Annotated in this window: 12 protein-coding genes; 4 read left to right on the forward strand and 8 right to left on the reverse strand. The window is 62.3% G+C overall.

Features of this window, described 5'->3' with window-relative positions; genetic code table 11:
- Positions 1 to 217 precede the first annotated feature (217 nt).
- The 5 genes from IAE33_RS08035 to IAE33_RS08055 form a co-directional block, all read right to left on the reverse strand.
- Positions 218 to 2,680, reverse strand: a complete 2,463-nt coding sequence (locus IAE33_RS08035; RefSeq protein ID WP_201163070.1) for an efflux RND transporter permease subunit — start codon at positions 2,678 to 2,680, stop codon at positions 218 to 220.
- 58 nt (positions 2,681 to 2,738) lie between these two features.
- Positions 2,739 to 3,800, reverse strand: a complete 1,062-nt coding sequence (locus IAE33_RS08040) for a WD40/YVTN/BNR-like repeat-containing protein (RefSeq protein WP_201163071.1) — start codon at positions 3,798 to 3,800, stop codon at positions 2,739 to 2,741.
- Between the two features lie 51 nt (positions 3,801 to 3,851).
- Complete coding sequence (locus tag IAE33_RS08045) at positions 3,852 to 5,216, reverse strand: DUF1329 domain-containing protein (RefSeq protein ID WP_201163072.1); 1,365 nt, start codon at positions 5,214 to 5,216, stop codon at positions 3,852 to 3,854.
- Positions 5,217 to 5,229: 13 nt separating this feature from the next.
- Positions 5,230 to 6,918, reverse strand: coding sequence for a DUF1302 domain-containing protein (locus tag IAE33_RS08050; protein ID WP_201163073.1), 1,689 nt, complete (start codon positions 6,916 to 6,918; stop codon positions 5,230 to 5,232).
- Between the two features lie 358 nt (positions 6,919 to 7,276).
- The gene (locus tag IAE33_RS08055) at positions 7,277 to 8,116 is read right to left on the reverse strand and encodes a metalloregulator ArsR/SmtB family transcription factor (RefSeq protein WP_201163074.1); all 840 of its coding nucleotides are present in this window, start codon (positions 8,114 to 8,116) and stop codon (positions 7,277 to 7,279) included.
- A 195-nt stretch (positions 8,117 to 8,311) separates the two neighbouring features.
- Between IAE33_RS08055 and IAE33_RS08060 the strand changes: the two genes are divergently transcribed.
- On the forward strand, positions 8,312 to 9,670 hold the full coding sequence (locus IAE33_RS08060; protein WP_201163075.1) for a hypothetical protein: 1,359 nt from the start codon (positions 8,312 to 8,314) through the stop codon (positions 9,668 to 9,670).
- Positions 9,667 to 11,067, forward strand: a complete 1,401-nt coding sequence (locus tag IAE33_RS08065; protein WP_201163076.1) for an acyl-CoA reductase — start codon at positions 9,667 to 9,669, stop codon at positions 11,065 to 11,067. Before IAE33_RS08060 ends, IAE33_RS08065 begins: the two co-directional genes overlap by 4 nt.
- A 289-nt stretch (positions 11,068 to 11,356) precedes the next feature.
- Here the strand turns inward: IAE33_RS08065 and IAE33_RS08070 are convergent, their stop codons facing one another.
- Entirely contained in the window at positions 11,357 to 12,631 is a 1,275-nt protein-coding gene (locus tag IAE33_RS08070; RefSeq protein ID WP_201163077.1) for a tyrosine-type recombinase/integrase, read from the reverse strand.
- Between the two features lie 191 nt (positions 12,632 to 12,822).
- Here IAE33_RS08070 and IAE33_RS08075 point away from each other — a divergent pair, with 191 nt between their 5' ends.
- The gene (locus IAE33_RS08075) at positions 12,823 to 13,038 is read left to right on the forward strand and encodes a LysR substrate-binding domain-containing protein (RefSeq protein WP_236406271.1); all 216 of its coding nucleotides are present in this window, start codon (positions 12,823 to 12,825) and stop codon (positions 13,036 to 13,038) included.
- Here the strand turns inward: IAE33_RS08075 and IAE33_RS08080 are convergent.
- Together IAE33_RS08080 and IAE33_RS08085 are read right to left on the reverse strand one after the other, a co-directional pair.
- A complete protein-coding gene (locus IAE33_RS08080; RefSeq protein ID WP_201163151.1) occupies positions 12,972 to 13,130 on the reverse strand; it encodes a hypothetical protein in 159 nt (52 codons plus the stop codon). The genes IAE33_RS08075 and IAE33_RS08080 overlap by 67 nt on opposite strands.
- Positions 13,131 to 13,248: 118 nt before the next feature.
- Positions 13,249 to 14,262: a GlxA family transcriptional regulator gene (locus tag IAE33_RS08085; protein ID WP_201163079.1), complete on the reverse strand. Its 1,014-nt coding sequence runs from the start codon at positions 14,260 to 14,262 to the stop codon at positions 13,249 to 13,251.
- A gap of 128 nt (positions 14,263 to 14,390) precedes the next feature.
- On the opposite strand from IAE33_RS08085, the gene IAE33_RS08090 reads away from it, so the two are divergent.
- Complete coding sequence (locus tag IAE33_RS08090) at positions 14,391 to 15,596, forward strand: S-(hydroxymethyl)glutathione dehydrogenase/class III alcohol dehydrogenase (protein ID WP_201163080.1); 1,206 nt, start codon at positions 14,391 to 14,393, stop codon at positions 15,594 to 15,596.
- Positions 15,597 to 15,851 lie beyond the last annotated feature (255 nt).

Below are 15,851 nucleotides of genomic sequence, written 5' to 3' on the forward strand. Positions count from 1 at the left end.
CGTACGGTGGTGTGAGAGGACGGCGGGTGTGAGCCCGCCTCCTACTCGATTATCTGGCATGTAGGCCCTGGCGGTGTCGCGAGCTCGACTCTCAGGTGCCCGCCTTGAGCCTTGCAGCGCCCTTGAGATCGAGCGCTGCAGCACCCGGCAACCCCAACCCCATCCCCCACGCAATAAAAAGCCCCTGCATTGCAGGGGCCAAAGACCTCGCTACCTACTACACCGTTGAAGGCGTACCGGCCTGTGCTGCCGTGCGACTCGCCGTGGTCGACGGCGCGGACGCCGACGGCCCGCTGGCGGCAGGGCGCTTGAGCAGGAAGCAGGACAGCGCCGGGATGAGGATCAGCGCACCAAGCATGTTCCAGATGAACATGAAGGCCAGCAGTATGCCCATGTCGGCCTGGAACTTGATCGGCGACCAGGCCCAGGTGATCACCCCGGCGGCCATGGTCAGGCCGACCAGCGCGACCACCTTGCCGGTGAACTGCAGGGACGCCTGGTAGGCTTCCTTCAGGCTGGCGCCGCCGCGCTGCACCACTAGCTGCACCGACAGCAGGTAGAGCGCGTAGTCGACCCCGACGCCGACGCCCAGGGCAATCACCGGCAGGGTCGCGACCTTGACCCCGATGCCGAGCCAGACCATCAGTGCCTCGCACAGCAAGGAGGTGATCAGCAGCGGGATGACCGCCACGATCACCGCGCGCCAGCTGCGGAAGGTGATGAAGCAGAGCAGCACGACGCCGACGTAGAGCAGGGCGTGCATCTTGTAGAACGAGGTTTTCACCACGATGTTGGTGACCGCCTCGATGCCCGCGCTGCCGGCTGCCGGCAGGAATTGCACCTCATCGCTGTCGTGCTGCGCGGCGAAGGCCTCGACCCGCTCCAGCACCGCCGACAGGGTATCGGCCTTGTGGTCTTCCAGGTAGGCGATCACCGGGAATACCGAGCAGGCGGGGTTGAGCGAGTCCGGGTTGTTGATCAGCACCCGGGAGGCGGCGAAGCCCAGGGATTGCGGCTCGCGGATGATGCTGTTCCATTTGTAGTAGCCCTCGTAGGTGCCACTGACCCCCTGGCGGGTGAGGGTGGCGAAGGACTCGGTGAACTGCACCCCCGGCACGTGGCTGAGTTCCCAGCCCAGGCGGTCCGCCTCGACCAGGTTGCTGAAGCGGTCGCAGACGTTCGGCGCGGTCTTGACGATCACCGCGAACTGGTCGGTCGACAGCCCGTAGTGGGCCGTCAGGTAGGCGACGTCGCGGTTGTAGCGCGAATCGGCGCGCAGTTCCGGGGCACCGGCGCTGAGGTCGCCGATCTGCAGGTCATGGCGCACCAGCAGCGAGACCAGGGTCAGGCCGGCAGCACAGAGCAGCGCACCCACCGCCCATTTGCGCTCGGTGAAACGGCTGAGGAACGTCCAGACCGGGGTGCTCGGCCCCGACGCGCCTTCCTGCTCGCGCAACGAGCGCTCGGCGGCCTTGGCGCTGACGCCGGTGTAGGACAGCAGGACCGGGATCAGGATGAGCTTGGTGAAGATCAGCACCGAGACGCCGATGCTGGTGGTCAGCGCCAGGTCGCGGATCACCGGGATGTCGACGATGACCAGTACCGCGAAGCCCACGACGTTGGCCAGCAGGGCGGTGAGCCCGGCCATGAACAGGCGCCGGAAGGTGTAGCGCGCGGCCACGTAGCGGTGCGTGCCGCGGCCGATGTCCTGCATGATGCCGTTCATCTTCTGCGCCCCGTGGGACAGGCCGATGGCGAAGATGAGGAAGGGCACGAGCACCGTGTAGGGGTCGAGCTCGAAGCCGGCCAGGTGCATCAGCCCGAGCAGCCAGGCCACCCCCAGGATCGACACCACCACCAGCATCAGGGTGCTGCGCAGGCAGCGCGTGTAGGCGAGGACGAACACCGTGGCGATCAGCGCCGAGATCCCGAAGAAGGCGACGATCCGCCCCAGTCCGTCGATCATGTCGCCGACCAGCTTGCCGAAGCCGACGATGTGGATGCGGATGCCTTCGCGTTCCTGGCTGCGGATCTTTTCCTCGAGGCTCTGCGACAGTGCCTTGTAGTCGATCGGCAGGCCGCTGTCGGCGTAGCGGTCGAGCAGCGGCGCGACCACCAGGCTCGACTTGTAGTCGTTGGCCACCACCCGCCCGACCGCGCCCGAGCGATTCAGGTTCATGCGCAACTCGTCGAGTTTCGCCGCGGAGCCGTCGAACTGGTCGGGCATCACCGGACCACCGCGCATGCCTTCCTCGGTGACCTCGGTCCAGCGCAGGAGCGGGGTCCACAGCGACTTCATCCACGGCCGGTCGAAGCCCGGGATGAGGAACAGCGCATCGTTGACCTCGCGCAGGGTCTGCAGGTACGCGGGGTCGAAGATATCGCCCTGGGTGTTTTCCACCACGATGCGCAGGCTGTTGCCCAGCCCGCCGAGTTCGTCGCGGTTGTCGAAGAAGTTCTGGATGTAGGGGTGCGAGCTGGGGATCATCCGGTCGAAGTTGGCGTTGACCACCAGCCGGGTCGCCTGCCAGCCCAGCAGCGCCGAGACCAGGGTGATCAGGACGATGATCAGCAGCCGGTGATTGAAGATCAGCCGTTCGACAGGGTTGCCGGTGGCTTCGTCGAAGTCCTCGCGTCGCGTGATGACGGGGTATCGGTTGTTATGTTGGTCGTGGTTCATGGCCATCGGGCGGTCTCTCGGTTTGAAGGCAGGTACGTACGCTGACAGTGGCCAGCTGCTACAGCGGCGCGTGCTCCAGCGACAGGCGCTTCACTCCGTCCGGGCCGACGGTGAGCAGGCCGCTGGGGGTCGGCGACAGCCCGTAGACCGGCGTGGCCGGCGAGCGGGGTTGCAACTGCAGCGACCCGCCTTGGAGGTCTCCCACCAGCAGTTCGCCGGCGGACGTCGCCAGGGCCAGTCGCCCATCGGCCAGCAGGGTCCCGGCGTTGATGGCGTTGGCGGTGTGGGTCTGCAGTTGGCGCCAGGTGCTGCCCTGGTCGTTGCTGGCCCAGGCATTGCCGCGCAGGCCGTAGACCACCAGGCTGGCCTGGTCGCCGGTGATGCCGAAGAAGGAGCCGGTGTAGGGCGTCTGCAGCTTGACGAAGCGCTGGCTGTCGCGCTCCAGGCGCAGCAGCAGGCCGAACTCGCCGGCCACGTAGATCTGCCCCGCGATGTTGCGGATGGCGTGCAGCGAATACTCGTCCGGGTTCTCGGTGCGCTCCATCCATGGCACCCAGTGCTGGCCGCCGTCCTCGGTGTGCAGGATCAGGTTGTAGGCGCCCACGGCCCAGCCGTGGGTCGCGTCTTCGAAATAGATGTCGAAAAGCGGCTTGGTCGGCCCGTCCGCCGCGAGCGCGGCAGCGTATTCCCTGGCGCGGTCCAGGCCGGGCGTCGTGGCGGGCAGGCGGGCGTAGTGCTCGACCGCCAGCGGGCCCAGCTGGCGGCCATCGAGCTGGCGTTTCCAGGTACTGCCGCCATCCGTGCTGTGCAGGATGACGCCGTCGTGGCCGACCGCCCAGGCCAGTGTTCCGTTCACCAGGCAGACGCTGACCAGGTCGCTGCTCAGCGGCACTTCACTTTGCAGGAAGTGGTCCCCGCCGTCGTCGGAATGGAGGATATGGCCGCGCGGGCCCACGGCCACGACGTGCGTGCTGGCGGATGCCGCCAGCCCGTAGAGAGGAGAGCGAACGGCGCGCTCGGAGAGGCGCGCCGGCTGGTCTAGCGGATCGGTGAATGCCATGGCATCGAGCGTTGCGCAGAGGGCGACGCTCAGAGCCAGCCCCCGAGTCAGTGATTTCATAACGTTCTTCCAGGGTGGCGAGGGGGCCTGCCTGGCGCAGGCCCCTGTGCATCAGCGTTGGGATTGACGCGCGAGCGATTCGGGGGTGAAGAACGAATCGGGCTGGAGCTTCTCGCTGACGCGAAGCCCCTTGGCGGCACCCACGATGGAGGAGTGGTAGTAGACGCCGGTGGCGAAGTCGTACATCCAGAACGACGAAGCATGCGGGACCTGGTGGTCATACAGCTGGTAGGACGGGGTGTAGATCGCCTTGGCCAGCTTGCCCGAGGAGTCCCAGGCGTCGGACATGCCGGCGGCGAGGATGTCTTCGTCGTAGTACAGGCGACGCTTGGGCTGGACGTGGCGCATGCCGGGCTTGAGGGTCGCCTCGACCACGTGCACGCGGTGCAGCTCCCAGCGCATCACGTCCGGGTTGGGGTGGTTGGGGGCCAGCAGCTGGTCCGGGGTCGATTTCATCCAGTCGTAGTTGTTGTACGGGATGATCATTTCCTTGGTGCCCAGGTACTTGAAGTCGTAGCGGTCCTGCTTGCCGGAGAACATGTAGATCTCGTCGTAGAGCATGGCGCCGCCGGACGTGGCGACCGGGAAGTCGTACTCGGCATCGGGGGAGCGGCGTACCCGGCGCTGGCCTGGCGAGTAGCTCCAGGAGGCGTTCGGGTTCTTCACCGGGTCGACGTAGTACTTCTGCAGGTTGCCTTCACCGACGTTGCGCGCCGGGGCGTTGTAGATGTTCAGCTGGGTCAGGTACAGGCCGTTGGCGGCGAAGGTCGCGGGGTCGAGGGCCTTGTTGTAGTACTGCGATTCACCGCGGTTCTGCACGCCGGCGGTGAGCACCTTGCTGCCCTTGGCATCCACGTACCAGCCCTGGCCGCTGGTCAGCAGGGACTCGCCCTTGTAATGCAGCTGGGCGTTCCACACCACCTCGTTGCCGTTCTTCGGCAGGGGGAAGGGGATGCCGCCGAAGCACCCTTCCACCGATACGCCGTCATTGGTGGTCTTGCAGCGGGTGGCGTTGGCGAGGCTGTTCTGGTTGACCCAGTCGGGGTAGTTGGCGCTGCGCCGGCTGGGATAGACGGTGACCTTGTAGGTGTCGGGGAAGCGCTTGAGCAGCGCCTTGGTGCCTTCGGACAACTGCTCGGCATACTGGTCGACGTTCTTGCCGGTGATGACGTACAGCGGCTTGTCGTCGGCATAGGGGTTGGCCCAGAAGCCCGAGTCCGCCTCGAAGCCGGCGGGGCGGGTCGAGGTGGGCAGGCCACCGGTGTAGGCCGGGATGGTGCCCGCGGCATTGCCGGCGACGGTCGCGCCCCAGGGCGTCAGGCTCTTGCCCAGGTCGGCGACATCGGCCGCCTGGACGGCATGAACCGCACCGACGCCGAGGACGGTGGCGGTCAACACTGCATTTCGGAAATTCATGTTCAAGCTCCCATCAGAACGCGGTTTGATAAGTGAGGATCAAGGTGTCGCGGTCGTGCAGGAAGGCCAGGCCGCTGAATTGCTCGGCGCCGCCGATCCGTCCGGTACGGCCGTCGCGGTGGGTGTAGGCCAGGTCGAACTGATGCTTCATCGCGCCGGAGAAGTATTCGAGGCGAGGCCCGAGCCTCACCAGGTAGGAGTCCTCGGGCGGGATGCCGGCGTTGCTGGCCGCCGGGTTGCCGTACAGGCCGTAGGTCAGGAACAGCGGGAAGGACACATCGACGCTGGGCAGCACCTGCTGCCAGGTCGGGGTGAAGGAGACGCTGAAGGCCGCGGCATTGCGCGTCGAGCAGCCACGCAGCAGTTCCTTGTCGGCGCAACGGCCGGCGACGGACCCGCCTTCGCTCTCGCTGGCGTTGAACATGCCCTTGTTGTCGGTGACTTTCACCAGGTGCGTGTAGTCGAGCTGCGCGGCAATCGAGCCACTGTCGAACAGCGGGTTCTTGTTGATGGTCACCGCGCCGCTGAGCAACGCATGCACGGTGTCGCCACGGGCGCCTTCGAGGTCGGGCTCGGGCTGGCCGATGGCGACGAAGGCACCGGTGGAGCTGAGCGGCATGTTGGTGCGGTAGTTGACCTCGGCGCCCAGGCCGACGGACTTGTACACGCCGTTCCAGGTCAGGCCGTACAGCTCGATGTCCTTGGCATGCACGGCGCGTGCGTAGCGGTCGGTGGCGGAGGCGACGACCACCTGGTTGGACCAGCTCGCGAACTTGTCGTCGAACTTGCGGTACCAGAGCCCGAAGCTGGAGTCGCTGGCCCATTCCGGCGACCAGCGCAGGCCCACGGCGATGTCGCCGTTGTCGCCTTCGATCGCATCGCGACGGGCCACGCCCGGCGCCAGGAAGTCGGGGCCGCGCAGCGCGCCATCGCTGACGGCGAAGTAGGTGCCCCCTTCGGAGACCCGCGACGGCTCGAACTCGTAGGTGTACTGGAACATCACCGACAGCTCGGGCAGCAGTTGCCAGGTCGCCGCGACCTGGCCGATCGGCAGGGCGGTTTCCTTGGCCGAGGCGCCCGGGCTCAGGTCGCTGAGCAGGCCGTCGTTGGGCGACATCGAGTACGACAGGCTGCTGCCGTTGCCGAACAGGAACTCGCCCGGTAGCCACGCCAGGCGACCGGCCTTGAGGTTGAGGTCGGTGGAGCCGATGTTGAAGTTGCCCCAGACGAAGTAGTCGCGGAACTCGGCGGACGGGCCGGCGTAGTAGCGCCGCACGGTGCCGGAGTACTTGTTGTTGCGGTAGTTGGCCTGGGCCTGCAGGCCCGGGGCGCTTTCGCTTTCGTCGGGGAAGTTGTGGTCGTACCAGCCGGCACCGCTGACCCGCAGGCCGTACTTGTCCTGCCAGTTCAGGTCGAATTCGGTGAACAGGTCCAGGCGCGAAAGAATGACGTCGCCTTTATCGAACAGGTAGTTGCCTTCGTCGAAGCTGACGTTGTTGGCGATCGCCTTGTCGCGCCCGGAAACCCGCCATCCCTGGTTGTAGCGCACGGTGGTGTCGAGGCTCATGCTCAGGTCGGGATTGCCGGTGTCGATGCTGAACGCGCTCGCCTGGCTGGCCCACAGGACGGAAAAGCCGAAGAGGGCGGCCGAGAGGGGCGCGGCCGTCGAGGCGAGGGCGATTGGTCTGCACTTGCGCTGCATTGGGTGTCCTCATTTCTTGTAGTTGTGATCACGCGAAGCGGTGCCCATCTGCTGTTACGGGTAGAGCAAAATCATGAACTGCGTTCAGATAGGTGTACGTCGAGTATATATAAATAAACCCGTCGCAGCACAAGCGAGCGCTGCGGATGCGCCGGCATTTATTTCATACGCGCGTTTCATACAGGCATGCGCAGGCCCTGTCGCAGAGGCCTGAACGCTGGTGGGAAGGGAGGATAAAAACCAATGAATTCAAATGGATGAGCCAGGCCTGTGGCCTGGGTCAAGCGCTGCGGGAAGGGCGGGAAGGGCGTCAATCCACGGTGGCGGATTTGTTATCAAACATGTCGCCGGGGTGCGCTCAGGTGGGCTCCGGCATGCTCTCCAGGAGGAATCGCACCGATTCGTCCAGCTGGCCCTGCTGGTCGCTGGACAGCCGATGGAACGCAGCGTAATTGCACCCGAACTGCTCCTGGCTGATGGCCTGGAACACCTCCCGCCCGCTGGCGGTCAGGCGTACCCGCACGGAGCGCCGATCACGCGCATCGACGAGCCGCTCCACCAGGCCGAGCGCTTCCAGGTGATTGAGCCGCTTGGCGATGCCGGGCAGTGAAATCAGCGACAGTTCGCCCAACTGGGTGGGGGTGCAGGCGGTCTCGCTGCCGAGTCGCTTCAAGGTCCCCAGCATCATCGCCTCGCCCACGTTCAGGCGGTGTTTCGCGGCGGTCTGGACGAACAGCCTTTGCATGCGCTCGCCGAGAATGTACACCCGTGCCACCAGCCCCACGGCCCGGGGCTCGACCTCGTCGCTGAGGGCGCCCCAGCTCACGTCATCCGCGGCTGCAGCGGCATGGCCTGGCGTTTCCGTGGCGGGTGCGGGGGGCGCGGCGTGGGTCGATGCGCTCGCCTGGTTGCCGAGGTCCAGGGCATAGCCGCTCAGTTGCAGCAGCAAGGCCCGGGCGTTGGCGCTGACAGCGTAGATGTGCTGCTGGCCCTTGCGGGTCTCCTGCACCAGCGCGGCGTCCTTGAGTACCTTCAGGTGCTGGGAAACGGCCGAGCGCGAAACCGTCGTCCGCTGCGTCAGTTCGCCCACGGAGCACGGCCCCTTGGCGAGCCATTCGAACAGGCCGCGCCGCGTTGCGTCAGCCAGGGCGCCCAGCAAACCGGCAAGCTGTCGGGATTGGTTAGTGGTTGCTGACATATCTTCGCTCGCTTGTGCAGGGTTCGATCAGTGAAAGGCTCGGGGCTCACACCGGTGCTCCCGAATGTATTACATGAGACGGCATTTCATGAAACCCTTTCCCGGGCGTTGACGTAGCAGCGCAATAGGTCTATTAATTTCTCGCGGAAAACAAAACGATGTTCACATATAAGAATAATGCGGAGAAAACTAGCAATGACCTCCCTACGCAAGCAACTGCTGGCCCAGATTCTCGACCCCGATGTCGCGTTCGACCAGCCCGCCGACCAGGTGCATGAACTTCAGGTCCGGGCCGCCCAGGAACTCTTCGAAGAACGCCTCCAGCAGATTCCCCTGCTGCGCCACCGCGCCGAGGAAGCCGGTATCAGCCGGATCGAGCGGCTCGAGGACCTGGTGCCGCTGCTGTTCGCCCACACCGTCTACAAGTCCTATCCGCAATCCTTCATCGACAACAACCGCTGGGACCGCCTGCTGCAATGGATGCAAACGCTGTCGGTCGCCGACCTCGGCAACGTCGATGTCAGCGGCGTGCGCAACATCGACGAATGGCTCGACCGGCTTTATGCCGCCGGTCATCGTCCGCTGGCCACCAGCGGCTCCAGCGGCAAATGTTCGTTTCTCAACCAGACCCTGGGCGACCAGCAGAACAAGACCCTTCACTTCAAGCACGCCACCGGTTGGCCCCATGTGCGTTCCGAGCCCAATCGGCCGCTGTTCTGGCTGGGTCCGATCAAGGGCTACAACAGCGCGATCGAGTCCGCGCAGATCGGGCGGATCAACTGGGGCAAGCCAGGCGCCATGCATGCCCTGACCGAAGAGCCCTTGCTCATCTCCGAGGTCAGTCGCGGCGCCGCGATGCGCAAGGCGATCGCCGAGGGCAGCGCCTTGCCCGAGGACATCAAGGCATTCGAGGAACACGCCAAGGCCCAGGCGCTCAAGGGCGCGGCGGACATGCGCAAGCTCGCCGAGCTCATCCTCGATCACCGCCACGAGCCGATCATGATTACCGGGCTGTGGTCCCAGCACATGATGATCATCCAGTGCGCCCGCGAACGTGGCATCGGCGACGGCGAGTTCCACCCGCAGACCATCGTCCAGGCCGGTGGCGGGATCAAGGGCGTGCCGCTGCCCGAGGACTACAAGGAGCAGGTGGCGCGTTTCTATGGCAACGTTATCCGCCCGGCGGCCTACGGCATGACCGAGCTCGCCCAGTTGATGCCGCGCTGCGAGGCGGGGCGCTATCACCGTGCGCCCGGGTTGATCTGGCTGGTCACCGACGAGGCGGGCGAGCGCCTGCTCGGGCCGGCGGATGCCGATGCCGAAGGCCAGGCCATCGGTCGCTTCGCCTTCCTCGACCTGCTCTTCGAAGGGCGTTGGGGCGGGGTGATCACCGGTGACAAGGTCACCCTCGACTTTTCCGAAACCTGCCCCTGTGGCCGCCATGGCCCGACCCTGCTGGACAACATCAGCCGTTTCGCCCAGATCGGCCAGGACGATCACATCGGCTGTGCCGGAACCCTCGACGCCTATATCCGTGGAGCGCTTGCAGAATGACCACTTCCCTTGCCAACCAGGCTGTTCCGACCCCGGTCCACCACGTCATCAAGGGCGAGGCGATCGCCGGTGGCGAATGCGAGTACGGTCCGAGCGCAGCGCGCTTCGCCACCCCTCGCCTGGAACTCGACAAGCTGGTGTGGACCCGTGACAAGCCCGGGCCTGCGTTCGATACCCCGGTCAGCGAAATCATCGACGTGCTGGAGCAGACCGGGCAATGGCTCAAGGCCGACCCCCAGGGGCTGGTGGCCGAGGCACTGGAACACTCGCTGAAGACGGGGACCTTGCCGCGCAACATCATGGAGTTCTCCTACGAAAACATCGGCGCGCCGTTCAACCGTGCCGGGCTGGAGTTCCAGTTGCGCACGGAGCTGGGCGGAGCGGACGTGATCGATGGCTGGCGCCTGGTGGATGACGCCCCCAGTGGCCGCCCGACCCGCGTCCGGGCGTTCCCGCCACGGCTGATCCATATCGTCGCCGGCAATGCGCCGGGGGTGTCCGCCCTGACCGTGGTGCGCGGCGCGCTGACCAAGGGCGTGCACCTGCTCAAGCTGCCCTCCAACGACCTGTTCACCGCACCCGCCATCCTGCGCGGGATGGCCAGCGTAGCGCCGGGCCACCCCTTGACCCGCTCGTTCTCGGCGGCGTATTGGCGCGGTGGCGACGAGCAGGTCGAGAGTGCCCTGTTCCGCCCGCAGTACTTCGACAAGGTGGTGGCCTGGGGCGGCGACAGCGCCATCCGCAGCGTCAGCAAGTACATCGGCCCGGGCTTCGAACTGGTGTCATTCGATCCGAAAACCTCGGTGTCCTTCATCGGTCGCGAAGTGTTCGCCTCCCAGCAGGTACTGGAAAGCGTCGCCGACCGTGCGGCGTTCGACGCCACCCTGATGAACCAGCAGGCCTGTGCCTCCAGTCGCTTCCAGTTCATCGAGGGCACGACCGAGCAGGTCGACCGCTACTGCGCCTTGCTGCAGCAGCGCATGAATGTCGAGCGGCCCACGGCATCGGCCATCGGCCCCAGGGTGCCCGGCGGGTTGCGCGACGAGATCGATGGCTTGCGCATGCTGGCGCCGGCTTATCGCGTGTGGGGCGGCTATGGCGGGGAAGGGCTGGTGATCCGCTCCGAGGACCCGGTGGACTTCCATCCGGACGGCAAGATCGTCAACGTGGTGCAGGTCAACGACCTGCGCGACGCCATCCGCCATGTGAACATCGCCACCCAGACCGTGGGCGTCTACCCGCCGGAGCGCAAGGCGCTGCTGCGCGATGCCCTGGCCTCGGCGGGCGTGCAGCGGGTGGTGAACATCGGTGGTTCGGCGGGCATCGAGGCCGGCCTGCCGCACGATGGCTTCAATCCGCTGCAGCGCTTCGTGCGCTGGATCAATGATGAGGGGTGAGTCGGTGACTTAGCTTGTCCAGCCTTGGTGCCTTTTTCGTTGGGATGAGGCACGAGGCTGAGTATCCTTGACATGTTGGATCAATCAAATTGAAACATTTACTAGCTGTACGTTGATCGACGCCGCGTTGCTATCCCATCCGGATAAGTACACAATTGAGGCCAGTCCCGAATCTGGGATTTATGAAAAACCTTATTTTTCAATGGGTAGGACGCCAGATACGAGTCTCGTTTCCCGCTCAGCATTCATCGCCCGCAGACGATTCTTGCCGGGCATGCGGGCATTTCGCCTAATCCGTATGCGCTAACAGCGCAGCATTTTTGCGTAGTTGATCCAAGTAATTTGCCCATTGTTGTGCCGCCTCGCGGCGCTGTGGCAGCAGTTGGGCGCGCGCGTAAACCGCGCCCAGCGCGCCCGGCATGCGGTGAGACAAAGACAACTCCAATACAATCGGATCGACGCCCAAATGCTCGTGGGCGATAGTGCGGTAGGTGGCGCGGAATCCGTGCGCGGTGATGGGGTAGTCCGGCCATATCCGCTGATAGGCTTTGGCCAAGGACGTGGCGTCAATTGGGTAGCCCGGATAGACCGGTGAGACAAAGACCCAGCCATTGCCCGCCTCATCCACCACTCGCCGTTCATGGAGCTCACGCAACAGCACAAGGGCCTGCTCCGGCAGTGGCACGATGTGTTTGCTCTTGTCCAGATGGCGGGTCTTCCCAACAATATAACGCCAATCGGCGCTGACCAGATCGACGTCTTCCCAGCGCATTTTTACCAGCTCGCCAGGGCGAACGGGCAGCATGACTAGCATGCGCATCGCTGTGCTCACACTGCTTGGGTTTAGTTGATCCAGACGCAGCAGAAAGTGACCCAAATCGGCTGGTCGTTCGATCGCTGGATTGCTGATCACCACATGGCGAACCTTAAGCTCTTCGGTGTTGCTCAGGGCCACGTTGCGCTCCACCCAGCCACGGCCCTCGGCAAAGCCGAGGACGGCGCGGATGATGGTACGCACGCGCTTTGCCATGGCCAGTGTGCGTGCGCGGCGCAGGGTAGCGATGATCTCGATGATGTGGTCCAGCTTGATCTCGCTGACGGGGATGCTGCCGATCGTGGGCAGGATGTGATTGTTCAACGCGCCGCGGAAGCCCGCGAGGGATTTGCTCACGAGGTCGTGCGATTTGAAGGCCAGCCACTGTTCGGCTACGTAACTGAAGGTGCGTTCCTCATTGAGTAACTGCTCGGCGATTTTCTTGCGTTTGGCCTTCAGCGGGGCGACGTGATGGGCTACGTTCTGGCGCGCGGCTCGGGCCAAGTCGCGGGCGTCTTTCAAGCCAATGTCGGGATAGCGGCCGATTGCGTACACGTTCTCCTTACCATGTAGGCGATACCTCATCCGCCAATATTTAGCAGCAGACTTGTTCGACTTCTGCGAGGCCTGGACATGAAGGTACAGACCGGGCACCTCGCCGTCAGCGTACTTGCCGGGCTCGGCAATGGCGCGCAGGAAAGCATCGCTGAGTTTTCGCCGCAGTCCAGGCGTAGGGAGGGAAGTCGTCATGTGCGGGTACTTTTTTTCGAAAACAGAAAAAGTACCCAAAAATATACCCGCAGAAGCGTTGGAAATGGGCGGAATACGACGGACGGCATTGGGCTTGAGTTGAAGTTAAGATGCTGAATTTATTGGAATTTCTGGATCTCAGTGGAAGTCAGTCACAAGCTATCGGGATCCCCGTTGATAGCCTGAGTCTCATGATCGATTCTGCCCTCGCAGGCATAGGTGTGGCCTGGGTTCCCGAAAGCCACGTAGAGGAGCACCTGGAATCGGGACGTTTGGTGCATCTTCTGCCTGACTGGTCACCTGCCCACACAGGGGCTTCCCTTTTTTACCCCGCAAACTGTCAACCATCACCAGCGTTGGCATTGTTCGTTGCTGCAGTGAGAGCTTGGGCCCGCAACCAGTTTTGAAAATCGATCAAGTCTTTCTCTTTCAATCCTAGGTTCAATTGCTGCGCATCTGAGCGAACATTTCCTGGCTTTGCCAGTGCGAGGCTGTTCATACAGATTCGACTTTGGCCTAAGTGCTCTGGCATAACTCACCACGCAGCAGCTGAACAGATTTACCAGATCACACCATCGAGCATCAGGCCTCAGCTTAGGTAAGAAGCCTAGGCCTGCTTATGTGTTGTTACCCTTGGTATTCTGAGTAGACTTGAATTGAGTTCGATAAGCTTTAGGCGTGATTCCTAGATGTCGCTGGAAAACCTTCCTCATGTGATCCTCTGACCCAAATCCGCACGCGCCTGCGATTCGTTTCATTGGCGTTTCCCCATCGCAAAGCATCCTCCGTGCACTCTCGAGTCTTGCACGTTCAATGAATTGAGAAGGAGAGCTATCCGTCTGGCGCTGAAAGACACGTCGGAGATTTCGAGCACTCATATTGATTTGGGTTGCGAGTACGTCAAGGCAGAGGTTTTGATTAAGATTTTGGAGTATCCATTCCTGGAGTGCCCTGATTCCAGAATGCGCGGTCATCTGACTATCTAGGTGCTGGCTGAACTGCGACTGCCCCCCTGGTCGCTTCAGAAAAACAACCAGTTCTCGGGCAATGGTCAGTGCTAAATCATGACCAAGGTCTTGCTCGACGAGCGCTAAGCTCAGATCCAGAGCAGCCGAAACGCCAGCGCATGTCCAGATATGATCATTCCGGATGAAAATCGCATCGGCATCGACCTCAATCCCAGGGTAATCGGAAGCAAGGCGCTTAGCTAAGCTCCAATGTGTAGTAGCACGCAGCCCATCCAGGATGCCAGCTTGAGCTAGGAAAAAGGCGCCCGAGCACACTCCCACCAGACGTTCTAGATTTTTCGCTGAGCGCCTGCACCATTCAACGATCTCCCCGTGCTCATCCACTGCCGTACGGATATCACGCGCGCCTACGATCAGCGCAGTGTGTGGTTTTTGTGCGCTGCTCATTGCTTCGGCGTCCAGCTTGATAAGCGTATCCGAACACACTGGGCCGGCTTCTAGCGCGACTAGATGAAGCTGGTAATAGGGGAGGGCTCCGTTCGCTTTCAGGTGAGCATTGGCGTAGTCAAATACGGTAAGGGCGCCGATGGCTTCAAAAGATTTGAATCCTGGGTAGATCACGATATGTACGGTATGCGGCGTGGGTACATCGGTGAGCCTCATGGAGCAGGTTCCTTGGTGGTGGCTATCGGACAGAGTGCAGGCGAATGTGGCCAACCTGAGGTGGGTGGCCTAGCAGAACCCTCCACATATTGTATGTTGTGCAACGTTATAACGTAACGAGTTTGACTATGAAAACACGTGCCGCAATCGCCTGGGGGCCGAACCAACCCCTCGAGTTCGAAGAGATTGATCTAGAGGGGCCAAAGGATGGGGAGGTGCTTGTCCGAATTGTGACGACGAGCCTTTGCCACACGGATGTCTTCACACTTTCTGGGCGCGATCCGGAGGGGAAGTTTCCATGCATCCTTGGCCATGAAGGTGTAGGGATTGTCGAAGATGTCGGCAGGGGCGTTACCTCTGTTAAACCTGGTGACCATGTAATCCCCCTTTACACACCCGAAGATCCTAACTGCCCGTTCATCCAATCAGGCAAAACCAACCTGTGCCAAACGATTCGTAAGACCCAGGGTGAGGGTCTAATGCCGGACGGTACAAGTCGATTCTCATACAAAGGCCAGACGATCTTCCACTACATGGGTACCTCTACGTTTAGTGAGTACACTGTGTTACCTGAGATCGCGGTGGCAAAGATCGACCAGGCTGCTCCTCTGGCTAAAGCGTCGATCATGGGGTGTGCGATTCCCACTGGGATCGGCGCTGTACGGAACACAGCAAAAGTGCGGCCTGGTGATACCGTTGCGGTCTTCGGTCTGGGTGCTGTAGGGATGGCAGTCATCCAAGGCGCGGTACTGCAAGGAGCCGGGCGGATCATCGGGATTGATGTAAACCCCAGTAAGTTTCCTCTGGCTATGTCACTCGGGGCGACTGAGTGCGTAAATCCCAGGGATTATCGAGAGCCGTTGCAAAATGTGATCATCGACATGACGAATGGAGGAGTAGATTTTTCATTCGAATGTGTCGGTAATGTTGAGCTGATGCGAGCGGCTCTCGAGTGCTGCCACAAGGGCTGGGGGGAGAGCATCATCATCGGCGTGGCAGGAGCTGGGGAGGAAATCGCCACTCGACCTTTCCAGCTCGTCACTGGACGCGTTTGGAAAGGCAGTGCGTTTGGTGGTGTGCTAGGGCGCTCAGAGCTTCCCGGCATGGTTGACGAGTGGCTCCGCGGTGAGATCAATGTCGACCCCTACATTACTCATAACATGGATCACGAGAGCTTGAATCACGCATTCGACTTGCTCAAGCGAGGAGAGTCTATTCGCTCGGTCATTCACTATCGAGAGAGCGAAACATTAAAACATGACCTTCCCGGGGTAATCCTTGATCGGAATGGTAGGGTCATTCCGAGCCCAGAGCAAAATCGGGCACCTGTATAAGCGTTAGCTGGCCTCACAACTGTGAAGGCCAGCGTTCGATCGTGAATTACAATGCGTGCGATCTAATTGTGTTTGACTTGACCCCTATAATTTTCTGTGAGCGTAAGGCCGTGAATGTTACTCATAAGCAAACAAAGACAAAACTTAGACGTATGGGAAACAACGCGTCGCTTCTGTTAGGGGTCGGTATATTTGCTCTAGGGTGGTGGCTAATACTCTCAGAGGTCGTTGATTGTTGCATTGCTTGATGTGGAG

It is taken from the genome of Pseudomonas sp. S60, assembly GCF_016647865.1.
Classification (GTDB): Bacteria; Pseudomonadota; Gammaproteobacteria; order Pseudomonadales; family Pseudomonadaceae; genus Aquipseudomonas; species Aquipseudomonas parafulva.